A 16,911-nucleotide genomic window follows, 5' to 3' on the forward strand; every position below is an offset into this window, starting at 1 on the left:
GCCTGCCCTACCGGCGTTTCTGCCACACCAGCCAGGCAGCCGCTACCACCAGCGTAAGGGCCGCGCTCAGAGCCACGCCCGCCAGCCCCGGCGCATTGCCGCTCCGGGCCAGCCCAATGCCTACCAGGCCCCAGGCCAGCGTGAGCGGATACGCCAGCTCCCGAAACTGGTGCGTAACGACCACGCCCAGCACCAGCACCACGTTCAGCAGCAGCATAGCCGCGGTGGAGGCCATGCCGGCAGAGGGTTGCCAAACCGTACTCAGCCACAGCGTAGCATTGACCACCGTGGCCACCGTAACCCAGCCGAAGTACAACCCCAGCGGCACGCTGCTGCCCCAGCCGGCCTGCCCGCTACGAATCAGCCGCCGCGCCCGGCCATACGCCACGGCCAACGACGCCAGAATCAGGAGTATAACCAGCACGCTCAGTCCCAGCTGCTCATAGGCAAAGACTACCAGCCAGCCCGCTGTGGCTACGTTGGCCAGGATGAAGGGCTCGGCTACGGCGTCGGGCAGCGGATTCTGACGCTGGGCAGGCAGCAGCTGCCAGATGGTGTAGCCCAGGATGCCCAGAAAAATCAGTCCCCAGATGCTGAACGCGTAGCCGGCCGGCGTGAGCAGCGTGGGATACTGCCCGGACACCACCGAGTTGGTTTGCCCATTGAACGGGTAGCGCTGCGCCACGTAGTTGCACAGAATATTGCCCAGCACTGCGGCCAGGGCCAGCCAGCGCCACACACGGTTTCCAGGCAGAGCGGCGGAAGAAGAAGTAACGTCCATAAGGCGAATATGCTCCTGAAACCGTCATTCCGAGCGAAGCGAGGAATCTAGGTTGGCCTGTAACCCAGATTCCTCGCTCCGCTCGGAATGACAGTTTCGGTTGCTGTTGATGTCTGATTACAGCTTATCTACCAGGAAGCGGGCGGTGTGGTTTGTGTCTTTGAGCTTCACCATTTCTTCGGGCGTGCCTTCAAAGAGCAGGTGGCCGCCGTTGATGCCGCCCTCGGGGCCGAGGTCGATAATCCAGTCGGCGCACTTGATGATTTCCATGTTGTGCTCGATGATGAGCACGGAGTTGCCCTGCTCTACCAGCGCGTTCAGGGCCGTCATCAGCTTGTTGATGTCGTGGAAGTGCAGGCCGGTGCTGGGCTCGTCGAAGATGAACAGGATTTTATCGTTCTGCAGGGTGTTGCCCTTGGTCAGGAACGAGGCCAGCTTTACGCGCTGGGCTTCGCCGCCGGACAGCGTGTTGGCCGACTGCCCCAGCCGGATGTAGCCCAGGCCTACGTCATCGAGCGGCTTGAGGCGTTCCACGATTTTGGGCTGGTCCCGGAAGAACTCGATGCTGTCTTCGATGGTCATTTCCAGCACCTCATTGATGCTTTTCTCCTTGTACTGCACGTCCAGCACATCCTGCTTGAACTTGCGGCCCTCGCAGGCTTCGCAGGTCAGGTAGATGTCGGCCATGAACTGCATTTCAATCTTCACCTGGCCTTCGCCCTGGCACACCTCGCAGCGGCCGCCATCAATGTTGAAGCTAAAGTGCGAAGGTTTGAAGCCGCGCGCTTTGGCCAGCTGCTGGTCGGCAAACAGGCTGCGAATGGCGTCGTAGGCCTTCACGTAGGTGACAGGGTTGGAGCGGCTGCTCTTGCCGATGGGGTTTTGGTCCACGAACTCCACGTGGGTCACCTGCCCGTTCACACCCGTGAGGCGGTCAAACTTGCCGGTAGCTTCCCCGGCTCCGCCACCGAGCTGCTTGAGCAGGGCCGGGGCCAGAATCCGCCGGATCAGCGTGGATTTGCCCGAGCCCGACACGCCCGTTACCACCGTCATCACGTTCAGTGGGAACTTGACGGACACGTTTTTGAGGTTGTTTTCGCGGGCGCCGGTCAGCTCCAGGGCATTGCGCCAGGGGCGGCGCGTTTTGGGCACGGCTACCTGCATGCGGCCGCTCAGGTACTGGCCGGTGTAGGTGTCGGAAGTCAGCACCTCGGCGTAGGTGCCCTGGAACTGCAAAATGCCGCCTCCGCTGCCCGCCTCGGGCCCTATGTCGATAATCTGGTCGGCCTGCTCCATCATCTTGTCCTCGTGCTCCACCACAATGACGGTGTTGCCGAGCTGCTGCAAGGAGCGCAGCACACCAATCAGCTGCTCGGCGTCCTTGGGGTGAAGACCAATCGAGGGCTCATCGAGAATGTACATGGAGCCCACCAGCGCCGAACCGAGCGAGGTAGCCAGCGAAATCCGTTGACTTTCCCCGCCCGAGAGCGTGCTGCTGAGGCGGTTGAGCGTGAGGTAGCCCAAACCCACTCGGTTCAGGTACTCCAGGCGGTTGGTGACTTCCGTAACGAGGCGCTCGGCTACTTTGGCTTCGTGAGTGGGCAGGTCCAGGGTCTGGAAAAACTCCAGCGCCCGGCTCACCGGCAGCAGCACCAGGTCCGTGATGCTGTGGTCCTGGATTTTCACGTACTGGGCGTCCTTGCGCAGGCGCGTGCCGCGGCAGTCGGGGCAGGTGGTGCGGCCCCGGTAGCGACTTTGCAGCACGCGGTACTGGATTTTGTGCGTCTGCGTCGACACCCACTTGAAGTAGGAGTCGAGGCCTTCGAAGTACTTGTTGCCTTTCCAGAGCAGGGTGCGCTCGGCTTCACTCAGCTCATTGTAGGGCCGGTGAATGGGGAAGTCGAAGCGGATGCCGTTTTTGAGCAGGGGCTTGAGCCACTCGCTCTGCTTGTCGGTGCGCCAGGGGGCAATGGCGCCCTCGTACACCGTCATGCTTTTGTCCGGAATTACCAGGTCTTCGTCAATGCCCAGCACCGAGCCAAACCCCTCGCAGGTCTGGCAGGCTCCGTAGGGGTTATTGAAGGAGAAGAAGTTGACGCTCGGCTCCTCAAACACCAATCCATCCAGCTCAAACCGGTCGGAGAAAGTGCGGGTTTCTTCGTCCATCTTCACGATGCAGGTGCCATGGCCCTCGAAAAAGGCGGTCTGCACCGAGTCGGCGAGGCGGAACATCAGGTCTTCGTCGCCGGGGATGATGGCAGTGCGGTCAATCATAATGAAGACGTCCCCCTTCACTTCGGGCTGGCCCTCAGCAATCAACTCCTCAATAAAGGCAGTTTCACCGTTCACCACCACGCGGCTGTAGCCTTTCTGAAGGAGTAGATCCAGCTCCTTGCTCATGGGGCGGCCATCTTCGGAGGGCAGCAGCGGGGACAAGAGCATCACGCGGGTGCCTTCGGGCAGGCGCATGAGGTGGTCCACCACGTCGGCTACATTGTCCTTTTTCACCTGCTCCCCGCTCACGGGCGAATAGGTGCGGCCTACCCGCGCAAACAGCAGCTTGAGGTAGTCGTAGATTTCGGTGCTGGTGCCCACGGTGGAGCGGTTGTTCTTGATGCTGACCTTCTGCTCGATGGCAATGGCCGGCGAGATGCCCCGGATGTAGTCCACGTCGGGCTTGTCCATGCGGCCCAGAAACTGGCGGGCGTAGGAACTGAGGCTTTCCACGTACATGCGTTGGCCCTCGGCGTAGAGCGTATCAAAGGCCAACGAAGACTTGCCCGAACCCGACAGGCCCGTGACAACGATGAACTTGTTGCGCGGCAGGGCCACGCTCAGGTTCTTGAGGTTGTGCACCCGGGCGTTTTTGATGAGGATAAACTCGCGCGGGTCGAGGTGGTCGATGGGGTCGGCCGCGGGAGCCGTTGCGTGCAGATCGGAAGTAGAGGCCATAGGTCGGTAAACAGCCGCCACCCAGGGTTTGGTTTCCTGTAGCTTCCCGAGGCGCGGTTTACGTCCGGCGAAGGTACGGCGGGGGCAGCTGGGTTGGTTGCTTTCCGCTGAGGTCATAAAAATGTCAAATAGCAACCTTAGAGGGTGTTTGGGAATTGGGTAGGGAGTAAATAAAAGCGAGTCAGTAAGTTGCCGGGGGAGTTCCTAGGCTCCTTCCGGCTTATGGTTGACGGCTATCAACCCCTTACTGACTCGCAATGGCAAGTTATCGAGTTGCTGCTGCCTGTGCAACGGCGCCGACGCCTGTGTTTGCGTCACGTCTTCGATGCGTTGCTTTACGTGTGTCGCACCGGCTGTCAGTGGCGGGCGCTACCCCCGCAGTTCCCACCCTGGACGGCGGTGTACTACTATTTCTACCGCTGGCAGCGTCTGGGCCTGTGGCAGCAACTCAACACGGTCGTCAACGCCCTGGACCGGGTGGCACACGGCCGCGAACCTACCCCGGCGCTGGCTTGCATCGACAGCCAAAGCGTCAAGCTGGCTCCGCGTATCTACGAACACCGCGGCCTGGACGCGCATAAACTCGTCAATGGCCGCAAACGTCAGCTACTGGTTGATTCGGGCGGGCGCATCTGGGCCGCGCACGTGCACGCGGCCCACCGCCATGACAGCACCAGCGCGCTGGCTTTGCTGCCCCACCGCCCCTGGTGGGCGCGGCGCCTTCAGCTGGTGCTCACCGATGCGGCCTACCGTGGGCGCTTCACCCGCCACCTGCTGAGCTTGGGGGTGGCTCAGCAAATCAGCAGCCGCCCGCCCACGCAGCGCGGTTTCGTGCCGCTGGCCCGGCGTTGGGTCGTGGAGCGTACCTTCGCCTGGCTGGCCTGTTTTCGCCGCGTAGTCGTTGATTACGAATTCACCCCTGCTAGCCACGCCGCCTGGCTCTTGCTGGCCAACATCACCATGGCCCTTAATCGAGCCTGAATTCCCAAACACCCTCTTAGGCCCGCTAGTATGCTTATCTATATTATCTTGCGAACCAAGCATTAGAGGAAAATCCAAAGCTTACGGTAAGGCTTACCTAACAACACGACAATGCCAGAGTTAAGTAATATCCAGACTTATGAAAAAATTAACAACTCTAATTTCGAGCCCACACTTAATCGTTTTGCCAATGTTTTAAAGAACATTGGTCTCTGGAATACTGAAATAAAAACAGATTTTGATAGCGTTAAATGGGAGGTTGAAGATAATAGATTTATTTATTCTTCAGTCGCAGAACTTGGTTATTTCACCTCTAACCTCTCTAGCATAAAGATCCGACCGCTTTTCACAATTTATACTCCAGCAATTGATGATACTTTTAATGAAAATTGGATTGGTTGTGAATTTTTAATTGAAGCTAATGAAATACGAAGCTATAAAAACGGAAAGCTTCATGCCTATGCTTATGATCTGGTAAGAGCATTAGTTTTTGAAATGCATAAAGAGTTTAAACAGACAGGAGTTTATTTTACTGATGAAGCGCAAGATGGAGGAGATTTTGATGGGGTGAGATGTAACGTCCCTGAGAAGCTTTGGCAGTTCGATTACGCCTTAATTCCCTCGTCTCTTGAAAAGCTATACTCAAAAAAGCCATATAGACACAGCATTAAGCATCACGAAAGCTACTTTGAAGCCTGGTATATTGAAAGGTGGAAAGAAAAACAATAACATCCTCCTCTGGCGCGAGTTTAGCGCAGCGTAACTCGTGACCAGCCCACGACGCGGAGGCTGCGCCTCCACTGCCGCAATGCGGCAAACCAACGCCGCGCCGTCTAGAGCGGCGCGTTTGTCGTTCGGGGCTGGGAGGCACAGCCTCCCGGTATGGCCTGCACAAGTTACGCTGCGCTAAACTCGCGCCAGATTACGAACATCTACCACAGAATCACAACGCAACTGCAGACAACCAAATACCCTATACATAGTATTCCAACCCCAATAGGCTTCTCATCGGAAATCTAACAAGGACACATGGACTCATCTGCCCACAACGAAATCGACCTTCTGTTAGCAAAAGCCAAGAGCTCTGGAAGAACTGAAGACCTTTCCGCCTTATGGAAAGCAGTACTCGACTTGCCGCAATGGCATTTTATTACACGGCAAACGGAGAATATCGAAGACCGGAAGCCGTTTGTGGGCGTGATGGATGGTAAGCCCTGGGCGTTCCTGTTTACGGACAGGCAAAGGGCGCAGGAGTACGCAAGAACAATCCCAAACGGTGGGTTTGTGGATGAAAGCGGCAACGTTCTGGTGATATCCACGGATACGCAAAAAGCCATTGACTATCTTTTGGCGCTTGTCTCACAAGGCGTATATGGCTTAAGATTCAATGAACTTAATGGCTGGTTTTCGCCAATTGAAAATTTGCCAGCTATTATAAAGCACGTGAATAAAAATTAATCCGAGCGAGGCTATGCCTCGCACCAGAATAGCCCAATTGCTTTATTGCCTCCACGTTTGCTGTTGAGGCTAATACTCTGAACTATAAGAGGGTGTTTGGGAATTCAGGCTCGATTAAGGGCCATGGTGATGTTGGCCAGCAAGAGCCAGGCGGCGTGGCTAGCAGGGGTGAATTCGTAATCAACGACTACGCGGCGAAAACAGGCCAGCCAGGCGAAGGTACGCTCCACGACCCAACGCCGGGCCAGCGGCACGAAACCGCGCTGCGTGGGCGGGCGGCTGCTGATTTGCTGAGCCACCCCCAAGCTCAGCAGGTGGCGGGTGAAGCGCCCACGGTAGGCCGCATCGGTGAGCACCAGCTGAAGGCGCCGCGCCCACCAGGGGCGGTGGGGCAGCAAAGCCAGCGCGCTGGTGCTGTCATGGCGGTGGGCCGCGTGCACGTGCGCGGCCCAGATGCGCCCGCCCGAATCAACCAGTAGCTGACGTTTGCGGCCATTGACGAGTTTATGCGCGTCCAGGCCGCGGTGTTCGTAGATACGCGGAGCCAGCTTGACGCTTTGGCTGTCGATGCAAGCCAGCGCCGGGGTAGGTTCGCGGCCGTGTGCCACCCGGTCCAGGGCGTTGACGACCGTGTTGAGTTGCTGCCACAGGCCCAGACGCTGCCAGCGGTAGAAATAGTAGTACACCGCCGTCCAGGGTGGGAACTGCGGGGGTAGCGCCCGCCACTGACAGCCGGTGCGACACACGTAAAGCAACGCATCGAAGACGTGACGCAAACACAGGCGTCGGCGCCGTTGCACAGGCAGCAGCAACTCGATAACTTGCCATTGCGAGTCAGTAAGGGGTTGATAGCCGTCAACCATAAGCCGGAAGGAGCCTAGGAACTCCCCCGGCAACTTACTGACTCGCTTTTATTTACTCCCTACCCAATTCCCAAACACCCTCTTACGCCGGAGAGGCTATTCCCCGAATCTGGCTCCGTTACCTGTCGTTCGACCAATAGGATGCAGTTGCAACATATGCTACGTGAGAAATATCAGGGCTGTTTGCTGGCCGGGGCCATTGGTGATGCCTGGGGCAGCAGCTTTGAAAACGAGCAAGCACTTCCTGCGGCTTCTACCTTTTACCTCGGCGGCCAGCCAGGCCGCACCCGGCATTGGGCCCTGACGGATGACACGCAGCTGACCTTGGCAACGTGCGAAGTGCTGGCTTCCGGCCCCTTCGACCCGGGCCAGTTGGGGCAGCAGTTTGTGAGGTATTATCGGCAAGGCAAACTCACCGGTCTGGGGGCCACTACGCTGCAGGCCATCCGCGACACGGAAGCGGGTATGCACTGGACGCAAACCGGCCGGCGGGGGCATTTCGCGGCAGGCAACGGAGCCGCCATGCGCATAGCCCCCTTCGCCTTTTACCCGACCACCACCCGGCAAACTATTTACGACGCCTGCCGCATTACGCACCAGAACGAAGACGCCTACGCCGGCGCGCTGGCCGTGTATCTGGCTATCAAGGCCGCTTTGCACCAAACCTGGACCGGCCGCAACAATCTGCTGGCGCTTGTTCTGCCCGAACTGCCGGATACCAACCTGAAGGACCGGCTGCAGGAACTAAGCCTCTACCCACCCGAAGCTACTATTGATGAGGCCGCCGGGCTGGGCAACAATGGACACGTTGTCAACTCTGTTCCGTTTGCTATTTTTTGCGCCACCAAAGTTCTGAACCTGGGGCTAACCTGCCTGATGCAGCAGCTTATGGCCACCGGGGGCGACACTGATACGAATGCTTCTATGGCCGGCCAGATTGCCGGGGCGTTGGTCGGGCTGGCCGGTCTGCCACCGGAGTTGCTGCAGAAGCTGGCACAGTTGCCGGATTATCAATGGCTGAAGAATACCCTAACCCGTACCATGCCCACGGATTGGTAGTGTAATTCATACAGAGTTTCGCCGCTTCTGTTACTTTCCGGCAGCACTTTCTATTTCTCTCCCTTGTGCCGCCGCGCCAACTAATCCGCCAAACCTGTAACATTGTGCATTCACCTTTCGTGCTGAATGCCCATGCCAGAACCTGACGACTCCCTCGGCCGCAAAATCCTGGGCTTTTTCATCAAGGATGAGCCCGCCGCGCCCGGCCAGCCCGCCCCTCCGCAAGCGCCCACCAGCGCTGCACCGGCCCAGGCTCCCCTCCCACCCGGCTCCCTCGACGCCCGCTTTGCCGAGCACTTCGCCAACGTGCTGGCCAAAAACAACCTGCCCGGCCCCGACTACTTCGAGTTTCGGGAGGCTCTGCGCGGACTGGCGGGGCTGGAGCTGAGCGAGAGCAAGCAGTTTCAGGCGGCCTGGGCCAGCTTCAAGGCCCTGGGGGGCTCCACCGACGTGGCCCAGCTGACAAACACCGCCAACCAGTACCTGACCGTGCTCAGCCAGGACCGCGAGGCCTTCGGCAAGAGCGTGGAAACCGCCATTGCGGAGCGCGTGGGCGGCCTGCAGAACGAGCAGCAGAAGCTTCAGGGCGAAAACGAAGCCCTGGCCCGGCAGCTCACCGAAATTCAGCAGCGAATAGCCGCCAACGCGGAGCGGCTGACGGCCATTGGTGGCGAAATCACGGAGCAAAGCGGCAAGCTCCAGCAGAACCGCCAGAACTACGAAGCCACCTACAGCCAATTCACCCAGCAAATCCGCGACGACCTGGCCAAAATCACCCAGCATCTGCGGTGACAAGGGTGAAGTTGTGAGTTTGTGAAATTGTGGGTTTGTCGTTCTGGCAGCCTACCATTTCCAATTTCAACTCCACTTCACAATTTCACAAACTCACAATTTCACCTCTTCATGGCAACTCCTGACTTTTCGCAAATAGGCGGCAGCACGGACGTGGAAAAACGCTCGTTCTGGTCGCGGCCCGAGGGCATTCTGGGGCTGGTGGTGCTGGCCGGCCTGGTGGGCACGGGCCTGTATTACTACAATCAGATCCTGGAGTTTCTGATTAAGGTGGCTACCAACACTCTGCACCTGGCTTTTTTGTTGGGCGCGCTGGGCGTGGTGGTGTTCCTGGTTACCAGCCGCGACGTGCGCACGGCCACGTTCTTTCTGTTCAAAACACTGATGCGCAAGATTGCCGGGCTCGTCATTCAGCTCGACCCCATTGCCATCCTCAAAATCTACATCGACGACCTAAAGCAGAAGCGCCAGAAAATGCAGGGCCAGATAGATACCCTGGCCGGGCAGCTGGTGAAGCTGAACAAGAAAATCAACGAAAACAACGTCGAAATCAAGCAGAAATTTGCCGAGGCAAACAAAGCCAGCTCCATGCTCGACCGGCCCGGCATGAAGGAAACTGCCTCGCTGGCTACCATTGAAGGCGCCGGCCTGCAGGACATGAACCAGAAGCTGCTGCCCCTGCAGCGCAACATCCAGATGGTGCTGGCCTTCATGGAAAAAGTAAACCAGAGCGCCGACTACATCATCAAGGAAACCGAAATCAAGGTGCGCCTGAAGGAGGTGGAGTATAAGATTGTGAAAGAAAGCTCCAACGCCCTGCGCACGGCCGTGAGCATCTTCAAAGGCGACCCGGACAAGAAATTCTACTTCGACCAGTCGATGGAATACATCCAGGATGACATGAGCCAGAAGTTGGGCGAAATGAAGCGCGCCATGGATATGTCGATGGATTTTATCAATTCCGTGGACGTGCAAAACGGCATCTTGTCCGACAAGGGCGAGGCCATGCTGGCAGCCTACAATAAAGGCGAGTTCAAGCTCGTCACGCTCGACGCCCGCCCCGACGCGGCCGCACCTGCCCTGCGCCCCGGCGAAACCTACCCGGCCAAAGACGCCGGCTACCGCAACCTGCTGGAATAACCAACCCTGTTCTTTCTCCCGCCACTCTTTCCCTTCTTTCTCATATGCAACGATTAACCCTCGCCGGCCGGCTGATCATTACGCTCATCGTGCTGGCCGCCGCCTACTTCGGCTTCCGCCATTTCTTCGGTGATAAGCTGGGCCAGGGCACCGCCACCGCCCCCACGGAAGCTACCACTGCGGGCAGCAGCAGTACTGCCTCCGACACGTACGACGGTGGTGCTGCCAGTACCACAAACGCCACCTCGGGCACCGCCACGCCCACGGCTTTTTCCTACTCGGCGCCGGCGCCCGTCAACGGCAAGCTGAAAGGCGTGGTGGAGCTGGGTGCCAGCGGCTTCAACTCCTTTATCGTGCGCATCGATGAGCAGAAAAACTGGAAGCTGGAAAAGGCCGAGTTCGGCACCAGCCTCGCCATCGAAAACATGGCCTCCGATGATGACGTCCGCACGGGCCTGAAGGCCTACATTGCCAAGATGCTGGACTTTGGCGTACCCGGCCGCGACATTCAGTTTGTGGTGAGCTCGGGGGCCCTGAAGGCGGAAGGCACCCAGAAAATCATCAAGGCGCTGAAGTCCCTGAGCTACGTGGTGAACACCGTGACGCCCGAGCGGGAAGGTGCCCTGGCTTTGCGCTCCGTACTGCCGCCCAGCTACGCCGATAAGGCCTTCGTGGTCGACATCGGCTCGGGCAACACCAAGATTTCGTGGCTGGAAGGCGGCGCGCCCAAAGCCCTGGAAACCTACGGCGCCAAGTACTTCCAGAACGGCACCGACGACGCCACCGTGGCCACCGACGTGAAGGCCAAAGCCAGCCAAGTGCCCGCCGGACTGCGTCAGACCTGCTTTATCATCGGCGGTATTCCTTTTGAGCTGGCCAAGCAGGTGCGTAAGGGTGATGAGCGGTACACCGTGCTCAACGCCGCTGACGCGTACAAGCTCGACAACGCCAAGTCGAAAGCCGGCCAGAACATCTACCGCGCCGTGCAGGAAGCCACCGGCTGCCAGCAGTTCGTATTCGACTGGGATGCCAACTTCACCATCGGCTTCCTGCTGAGCAAGTAACCCCGACGCAGCTTCCTGCCTGAAACGGGCCGGCAGACACGTTCTGCCGGCCCGTTTTGCTTTTTCCGCTTACCGGCGCAGATAAGGTGCCAGTATTTGCGTCCACACCTTGTAACCGGCGGAGTTCAGGTGCAGGCTGTCGGATTCGTAGAGTTCGGGGCGGGGTTTGCCGCCAGGGCCCAGCAGGGGCGTAACCGTGTCTACAAAGCGCAGGTACTGCGGGTGCGCCTCAATGTAGGTGCGAATAAGCCGGTTGGCTTCCTGCACCTTGGGGTAGAGCGCCCAGCGCAGCGGGCTGGGCTTGATGGCCAGAAACACCAGCGGCACCCGGCGCAGGGGCTTGTGCTGGCGCATGCGCCGCTCAAACTCCAGGAAAGAGGCATACACTTCCTGCGCGCTGGCACCGGCCCCAATGTCATTGTCGCCCTCGTATATCACCACTTGCCGGGGCTCGTAGCCCAGCACTACCGGATCGAAAAAGTACAGCGCATCGGGGAAGCGGGAGCCGCCGAAGCCCCGGTTGAGTACCGGCAGGCCCGGAAAATCCTGTTGAAGCGTCGTCCACTTGCGCAACGAGGAGCTGCCGTAGAATAGGATGGGCCGCTTGGGTGGTGGCGCGAGGCTGTCCTGGCGGGCAAAGGCGCGCATTTCGGCGGCCCACTGCGCGGGGTTGGTGGATGACGCGGCGGCAGTCTGGCCCGAGGTATCAGGGCTTCTGAACAGCAGTAAAGCAAGCACGGCGCTCAGCCGCACGGCGTTTGGGAAGCTCTTGAAAAATAACATGGCGCAAAATAGCACCTGACGCTGGTTTGCGCTCAGCGGCTGGTAGCAAGGCTTAGGGCTTGAGGCGCCGCAGAACCTCACGGGGCAGCCCAAGCTCGGCTACAGGAATGGCGTATAAGTCTTCTCGCTGAATTTTGTCTCCTTCCCGAACCGTTCGTGAGAAATAAAGCATCCGGCCATCGGCCGACAGCACCGGGCAGAATTCGGCGTCCGCGGTGTTGACGGCGGGCCCCAGGTTGTGCGGCGTACTCCAGGTATTCCCCCGGCGGTAGCTCACGTAGAGGTCGGCAGCCCCGAACCCGCCGGCCCGGTCCGATAAAAACCAAAGTACCCGGTCATTAGCGGATATATAAGGATTGCCGTCCAGGCCAGGCATATTTAGCGGCCAGAGCTCCGCGGGCTGGTACGCGCCATTTTTCCAGGCCGACCGGTAAATATCCGACTTGCCGGCGCCCACTTTGCGGGTAGAAGTAAAGTACATGGCCCCGTTGCGCGCCACTGACGCGTACGACTCGGAGGTGGAATCCTGCGAGACGACGGGCACCCGCGCTGGCTCCGACCAGCCGCCGGCCGGCGTGCGCTCCACCACCCACACATCAAAATTTGGACGCTCCCTGCCGCCGGCTTCAACTGGCCGCGTCGAGTTAAAGTACAGCCGCTTGCCATCCGGGGAAAATATCGGGTCAATATCCCGGTAGGTACTGGCAAAGGGCACCTGCGTGGGCGGCTGCCACCGCCCCCGTACCCGCTTCGACTGCATCAGCCGCAATGAGGTTCGGGTTTTATCGAAATCGGTGAAGTAAGCTTCCTGCCCATCGGCCGACAGAGCCAGCCCAAATACACCCCCATCCGAGAGCGTATCAGGAGCAAAGATACGGGCCTGAGCAGTGCTGGTTCGGACGCTGGCAAGTAGCAATATACCAACAATTACAACTCGCAGAACTTGATACATACAATGCACAATTTCGTATTTTCTATATAACAAGACGATCAGCAGAGCCAAAGGCTGCGTCTCACGCTAAAAGCATCCGTTCACAGGATTATGCTGGGCCCTTTTAGTGGTTTTCCGCTAATACAAACTGCCATCGGATATTCCATTGGCAAGTCTGCGCAGGGTTTGATAATTTCAGTCCGGTTTTTCAATAATACTTGCAGATTTTCGCCCTTAATTTTCACTTTATGCCGAGAGCTATACTCGCACTCTTATTACTTATCCTAGCATGGTGGGCTCCCTCGCAAGGGATGGCAGGCGCTACTCCTCCCGTACTAAACGGCCAGTGGACGGGGCAGCTCAAAGTGCCCGGCGGTGAGATGGAGCTGATCATTACCATCGTACCGCTGAGCACCGGCGGCTACTACGCCGCGCTTGATGTACCCAAGCAGAAGGTAAGCCGCATGCCGGTGGAGGCCCAGGTGAAAGGCCGGGACGTGCAACTGCGCATCGACCAGGCCGGCAGTCGCTTTGTGGGCAAGCTCAGCGAAGACGGCAAGCTCATGGCCGGCACCTGGGAGCAGCCCGGCCTCAAAAGTGAGTTGATACTGACGCGCACGGCCACCTCGGCCGTCAACGCCGCTTTCAAGGCCGCCCCACCTTATAAAAAGGAAGAAGTTATTGTGCCCAATAAAGTAGCCAAGCTGCGGCTGGGGGCCACACTTACTATGCCCAGCGGTACCGGGCCGTTTCCGGCCGTGGCGCTGGTATCGGATATGGGCGCCCAGGACCGCGACGCGTCCCAGGAGCAGTACCGCATGTTCGCCATCCTGGCCGACTACCTCACCCGCCGCGGTTTTGCCGTACTTCGCTACGATGACCGGGGCGTGGGCCAATCCAACGGCAAATACCTGGCAGCCACTACCGCCGACCTGGTGAGCGACGCGCAGTCCGCCCTGGGCTACCTGCGGGCGCACTACCGCGTGAAGAAAACCCAGGTAGGCCTGATCGGGCACGGCGAAGGGGCCAACATTGCGCTGCTGGCCGCCGCCCAGCCTAAAGGCCCCGATTTTCTGATTTCGCTGGCGGGCTACGGGCAGCCCGGCCGGGAAGTGCTGCGCCAGCAGCAGGTGGAAATTATGCGGCTCATTGGCGCCAACACGGCCCAGGTGAAGGCGGCGCTGGACCTGGAAGACCGCATGGTGGAAACCATCCGCCAGACGCCCAACAACGCTCTGGCCCGCGCCAAAGTAGGTGTGATGCTGCGCCAGAACAACTCCGACATCGACCATACCATGGTATCGGCCCGCGCCGACCAGCTGACTTCCACCTGGCACCGGTTTTACCTGGACTTTGACCCGGCGGCCCGGCTGGGCGAGGTGAAATGCCCCGTACTGGCCCTCAACGGCACCGACGACCTGCAGGTAGCCTCAGGCAAAAACCTGTCGATTCTCAGCAAAGGCCTGCGCAACAGCCCGGAGGTGAAAACCGAGAAGCTCGCCAATGTGAATCACTGGTTTCAGCCCCCCATAGCCGAATGGGCTATGGTGAGCGGCCAGCAGCAGCCCATCTTCTCGCCCAAAGCCCTGCAACTGATGAACGACTGGCTAGTAAAGCAAACCCAGCCCACCGTATCATCTTCCCTGAAAAGCCGGCTGCTGCCCACCAAACGCGCCCCCGCCCCCGATAAGCCCCGCGGGTAGGCTTAACGTGGCTGATCGAATGGCTACAGGCGCTTGTTCTAGGAGAAGCGCCAGGGCGGCTAGTTGTTGCTGTACGATACCTCAAACCATTTGGTACCGCTCCAGATGAGCTGCAACACGTCGCCGGCCGTGAGCAGGCGCGTCTGGCTCAGGTTTACGACTCCTTCAAAGTCAATCAGTTCGCAGCTGTTTGTCATGTTCATCAGGTACAGCACCTGCCCGGCCTGAGAGCCGGCCCCCAGCACCACGGTGCGGTCGGTGCCCATAGCGGAGTTGGAAGCAACCTGCAGAAACGAGCGGTTGCCCACCGGCACAGCCTGGTTGTCGATTGTCAGGTTGATAACGGTGGCGTTGGGCCGTAAAGTGAGGGCTCCGTTTACGTCGAGGGAAGTGGCGGCCGCACTGCCCGTACCGATGCCTACGTTGCCGGCTTCCGTCACCACCAGGTCGGGAGCATCCGGGTTGCCGTCCCCGCTCACCGTCACCGATTTCACCCCGCGCAGCTCTAGGGCTCCTCTGCGGTTACTATCGCCAAAGTCAGTTCCGATGTAGTCGATAGTAGCCGCGCCGGCCCCGGTCTTGGTGAGCTGCAGGTGGGGGCCGGCGTTGCCGCTTTCAAACGTTGCCACGTCATAAGAGCCACTGTTGAGTACGCGCAGACGTGAGGTGATTGGCGCACTGCCTATGCCCACGTTACCAGCGTTATCTACGCGCAGGCCTTCGCTGCCGCCGTCGTTGCTGAGCCACTTGTCGTTCAGTTTCAGGTTTTCCGTGGCCGTGTGGTTGCCCATGTTGTCGCCGGGCGTGGCGGTAGAAGGCAGCGTCACGCTGTTGCCTCCGCTGATGCTTAGCGTCTGGCCGCTCAAACTCAGCGTGGGCGCGGCCGGCGCCGGTACTGAACCCAGCGAGCCATCGGGCCCGACGGCTACCACGCGGGGCGTCCCGCCTAACGTCACGACGCCAATCAGGCTGGAAAAATCAACCCCGATGTACGCCGTGTTGCCATCCGTAGCCAGGGAGTACGGATAGGCATAGCTGGGCGCGGTAGCCGCCGCCGCGGCCGGAAGAGCCGGACCAGTGCTTTCCAGCCGGGGGGAGGCCGGATTGCTCACATCAAACACCTGTACGTTGGTAGCATCATAGTTGAGCAGCACGGCTTTGGTGCCCACCACGGCTAAATCTATGGGCGAAGATCCACCAGTTGCACTACCCAGCAGCGCCGGGGTGGCGGGGGTAGTCACGTCGTACACGTGCAGCTTCCCGTCGTTCGTAGCAATATATAGCCTGGAGCCGCTCAACGCCAGCCCGTACGGGGAGGAACTCAGCACCGTGCCCCCGGCCCCATTCAGGCGCACGAGCGCACCAGGGCTGCTCACGTTGTACACATACAGCGTGGCGTTTTCAGCGTCAATGATGTATGCCGTAGTGCCTGCTACTACTATCCGTATGCCGTTCAGGTTGTTGGTGTAGGGGGCCAGTAGTGTGGTGCTGCGGCGCACCGGCGCCACCAGGGGGTTGCTCACATCAAATATTTCCAGGGTATTGCCATCGGCATTGACGACGTACACCGTCGTACCGCTCACGGCTATATCAATAGGATACGAGCTGGTGGGGGGGGACGAGCCCGTCGCTTGCTGGCTAAGCAAGGAGACAGCGGCCGGATTGGTGACATCGAACACCTGCAACAGGTTACCATAGTCGGCCGAGTATAGCAGGGTACGGCCGGCGTTGGTGCTTACCGCTAGGGCGTTGGCTCCGCTGGCCTGCTGGCCGAGAAGCACCGGAGCGGTGGGCGTACTCACGTCGTAGATGCGCAGCCCATTGTCGGTGGCAGCATAAAGCCGGTTGTTGTACAGCACCACATCATAAGTGCGTTCTTCTCCATCCGGCGCAATGCGTATGGCGTCCTGCGGCTGCACTGTCCCACCTGGGGCGGAAGAGAAAAGCGGGGTTCCGATGCTGATGGTACCATCGGGCTGCACTTGGGGCAGGCGTATGCCAGTTCCGGAAAGACCCCGGATGCGCAGGTTGCCATCTACATCCAGCTTTTGCGTGGGAGTGGTAGTACCGATGCCTACGTTGCCGGCGGGCGTTTGTGCCCGGCCGGGCAGCACGCCCAGTCCCAGACAAAGCAGCAGGCAGGCAATTAACTGAAATTTCAACCGGCAAACTGCCGTAGTAAGTAGCGCTTGTAGCATGGGCTAGCGAAAATAGAACAGCCCAAAGGAAGCTACCACTTGCACGCGCGACCGGGAATAGGCAGTCAACGACCGGATTTATGGAGGCAAACAACTCCGTTTGGTAGGCCAATGCTTATGAGGGTTTTGTCCGGGGTGGTCAGGATGCCACCAAGGCCGGAAAGTAGTGGCGGCCGAAGCTGACGAGTACAGACCATCTGCGGTTA

At 59.2% G+C, this 16,911-nt stretch carries 14 protein-coding genes; 8 read left to right on the top strand and 6 right to left on the bottom strand.

The window, feature by feature from the left end:
• Positions 1-7 precede the first annotated feature (7 nt).
• Both LRS06_RS07740 and uvrA read right to left on the bottom strand, forming a co-directional pair.
• On the bottom strand, positions 8-781 hold the full coding sequence (locus tag LRS06_RS07740; RefSeq protein WP_257870960.1) for a tryptophan-rich sensory protein: 774 nt from the start codon (positions 779-781) through the stop codon (positions 8-10).
• A gap of 117 nt (positions 782-898) precedes the next feature.
• The gene (uvrA, locus tag LRS06_RS07745) at positions 899-3,733 is read right to left on the bottom strand and encodes an excinuclease ABC subunit UvrA (protein ID WP_257870961.1); all 2,835 of its coding nucleotides are present in this window, start codon (positions 3,731-3,733) and stop codon (positions 899-901) included.
• Positions 3,734-3,955: 222 nt separating this feature from the next.
• Between uvrA and LRS06_RS07750 the strand changes: the two genes are divergently transcribed.
• The 3 genes from LRS06_RS07750 to LRS06_RS07760 all read left to right on the top strand — a co-directional run bounded on the left by LRS06_RS07750 (position 3,956) and on the right by LRS06_RS07760 (position 6,172).
• A complete protein-coding gene (locus LRS06_RS07750) occupies positions 3,956-4,714 on the top strand; it encodes an IS5 family transposase (RefSeq protein ID WP_257870962.1) in 759 nt (252 codons plus the stop codon).
• Positions 4,715-4,825: 111 nt separating this feature from the next.
• On the top strand, positions 4,826-5,443 hold the full coding sequence (locus LRS06_RS07755; RefSeq protein WP_257870963.1) for a hypothetical protein: 618 nt from the start codon (positions 4,826-4,828) through the stop codon (positions 5,441-5,443).
• A gap of 300 nt (positions 5,444-5,743) precedes the next feature.
• Positions 5,744-6,172 carry a hypothetical protein gene (locus LRS06_RS07760; protein WP_257870964.1) on the top strand — a complete coding sequence of 143 codons (429 nt, stop codon included), beginning with the start codon at positions 5,744-5,746 and terminating at the stop codon, positions 6,170-6,172.
• Positions 6,173-6,276: 104 nt separating this feature from the next.
• Here LRS06_RS07760 and LRS06_RS07765 read toward each other — a convergent pair whose 3' ends face one another.
• Entirely contained in the window at positions 6,277-7,035 is a 759-nt protein-coding gene (locus LRS06_RS07765) for an IS5 family transposase (protein ID WP_257870962.1), read from the bottom strand.
• Between the two features lie 156 nt (positions 7,036-7,191).
• Between LRS06_RS07765 and LRS06_RS07770 the strand changes: the two genes are divergently transcribed.
• The 4 genes from LRS06_RS07770 (at position 7,192) to LRS06_RS07785 (ending at position 11,090) form a co-directional block, all read left to right on the top strand.
• Positions 7,192-8,094 carry an ADP-ribosylglycohydrolase family protein gene (locus LRS06_RS07770; protein WP_257870965.1) on the top strand — a complete coding sequence of 301 codons (903 nt, stop codon included), beginning with the start codon at positions 7,192-7,194 and terminating at the stop codon, positions 8,092-8,094.
• Positions 8,095-8,226: 132 nt separating this feature from the next.
• The gene (locus LRS06_RS07775; RefSeq protein ID WP_257870966.1) at positions 8,227-8,886 is read left to right on the top strand and encodes a hypothetical protein; all 660 of its coding nucleotides are present in this window, start codon (positions 8,227-8,229) and stop codon (positions 8,884-8,886) included.
• A 111-nt stretch (positions 8,887-8,997) separates the two neighbouring features.
• Positions 8,998-10,026 carry a hypothetical protein gene (locus LRS06_RS07780; protein WP_257870967.1) on the top strand — a complete coding sequence of 343 codons (1,029 nt, stop codon included), beginning with the start codon at positions 8,998-9,000 and terminating at the stop codon, positions 10,024-10,026.
• 44 nt (positions 10,027-10,070) lie between these two features.
• Complete coding sequence (locus LRS06_RS07785; protein ID WP_257870968.1) at positions 10,071-11,090, top strand: hypothetical protein; 1,020 nt, start codon at positions 10,071-10,073, stop codon at positions 11,088-11,090.
• Between the two features lie 69 nt (positions 11,091-11,159).
• Here the strand turns inward: LRS06_RS07785 and LRS06_RS07790 are convergent, their stop codons facing one another.
• The gene (locus LRS06_RS07790) at positions 11,160-11,873 is read right to left on the bottom strand and encodes an SGNH/GDSL hydrolase family protein (protein ID WP_257870969.1); all 714 of its coding nucleotides are present in this window, start codon (positions 11,871-11,873) and stop codon (positions 11,160-11,162) included.
• A gap of 52 nt (positions 11,874-11,925) precedes the next feature.
• The gene (locus LRS06_RS07795) at positions 11,926-12,789 is read right to left on the bottom strand and encodes a hypothetical protein (RefSeq protein WP_257870970.1); all 864 of its coding nucleotides are present in this window, start codon (positions 12,787-12,789) and stop codon (positions 11,926-11,928) included.
• A gap of 326 nt (positions 12,790-13,115) precedes the next feature.
• Between LRS06_RS07795 and LRS06_RS07800 the strand changes: the two genes are divergently transcribed.
• Positions 13,116-14,507, top strand: coding sequence for a S9 family peptidase (locus LRS06_RS07800; protein ID WP_257870971.1), 1,392 nt, complete (start codon positions 13,116-13,118; stop codon positions 14,505-14,507).
• A gap of 59 nt (positions 14,508-14,566) precedes the next feature.
• Here LRS06_RS07800 and LRS06_RS07805 read toward each other — a convergent pair whose 3' ends face one another.
• The gene (locus tag LRS06_RS07805) at positions 14,567-16,669 is read right to left on the bottom strand and encodes a PQQ-binding-like beta-propeller repeat protein (protein WP_257870972.1); all 2,103 of its coding nucleotides are present in this window, start codon (positions 16,667-16,669) and stop codon (positions 14,567-14,569) included.
• Between the last annotated feature and the right edge of the window lie 242 nt (positions 16,670-16,911).

This window comes from Hymenobacter sp. J193 (genome assembly GCF_024700075.1).
Classification (GTDB): domain Bacteria; phylum Bacteroidota; class Bacteroidia; order Cytophagales; family Hymenobacteraceae; genus Hymenobacter.

What these genes read in the sequence shown, in the direction of transcription:
- LRS06_RS07740 (WP_257870960.1), bottom strand. Translation starts at nt 781, where the DNA reads ATGGACGTTACTTCTTCTTCCGCCGCTCTGCCTGGAAACCGTGTGTGG.
- uvrA (WP_257870961.1), bottom strand. Translation starts at nt 3,733, where the DNA reads ATGGCCTCTACTTCCGATCTGCACGCAACGGCTCCCGCGGCCGACCCC.
- LRS06_RS07750 (WP_257870962.1), top strand. Translation starts at nt 3,956, where the DNA reads ATGGTTGACGGCTATCAACCCCTTACTGACTCGCAATGGCAAGTTATC.
- LRS06_RS07755 (WP_257870963.1), top strand. Translation starts at nt 4,826, where the DNA reads ATGCCAGAGTTAAGTAATATCCAGACTTATGAAAAAATTAACAACTCT.
- LRS06_RS07760 (WP_257870964.1), top strand. Translation starts at nt 5,744, where the DNA reads ATGGACTCATCTGCCCACAACGAAATCGACCTTCTGTTAGCAAAAGCC.
- LRS06_RS07765 (WP_257870962.1), bottom strand. Translation starts at nt 7,035, where the DNA reads ATGGTTGACGGCTATCAACCCCTTACTGACTCGCAATGGCAAGTTATC.
- LRS06_RS07770 (WP_257870965.1), top strand. Translation starts at nt 7,192, where the DNA reads ATGCTACGTGAGAAATATCAGGGCTGTTTGCTGGCCGGGGCCATTGGT.
- LRS06_RS07775 (WP_257870966.1), top strand. Translation starts at nt 8,227, where the DNA reads ATGCCAGAACCTGACGACTCCCTCGGCCGCAAAATCCTGGGCTTTTTC.
- LRS06_RS07780 (WP_257870967.1), top strand. Translation starts at nt 8,998, where the DNA reads ATGGCAACTCCTGACTTTTCGCAAATAGGCGGCAGCACGGACGTGGAA.
- LRS06_RS07785 (WP_257870968.1), top strand. Translation starts at nt 10,071, where the DNA reads ATGCAACGATTAACCCTCGCCGGCCGGCTGATCATTACGCTCATCGTG.
- LRS06_RS07790 (WP_257870969.1), bottom strand. Translation starts at nt 11,873, where the DNA reads ATGTTATTTTTCAAGAGCTTCCCAAACGCCGTGCGGCTGAGCGCCGTG.
- LRS06_RS07800 (WP_257870971.1), top strand. Translation starts at nt 13,116, where the DNA reads ATGGCAGGCGCTACTCCTCCCGTACTAAACGGCCAGTGGACGGGGCAG.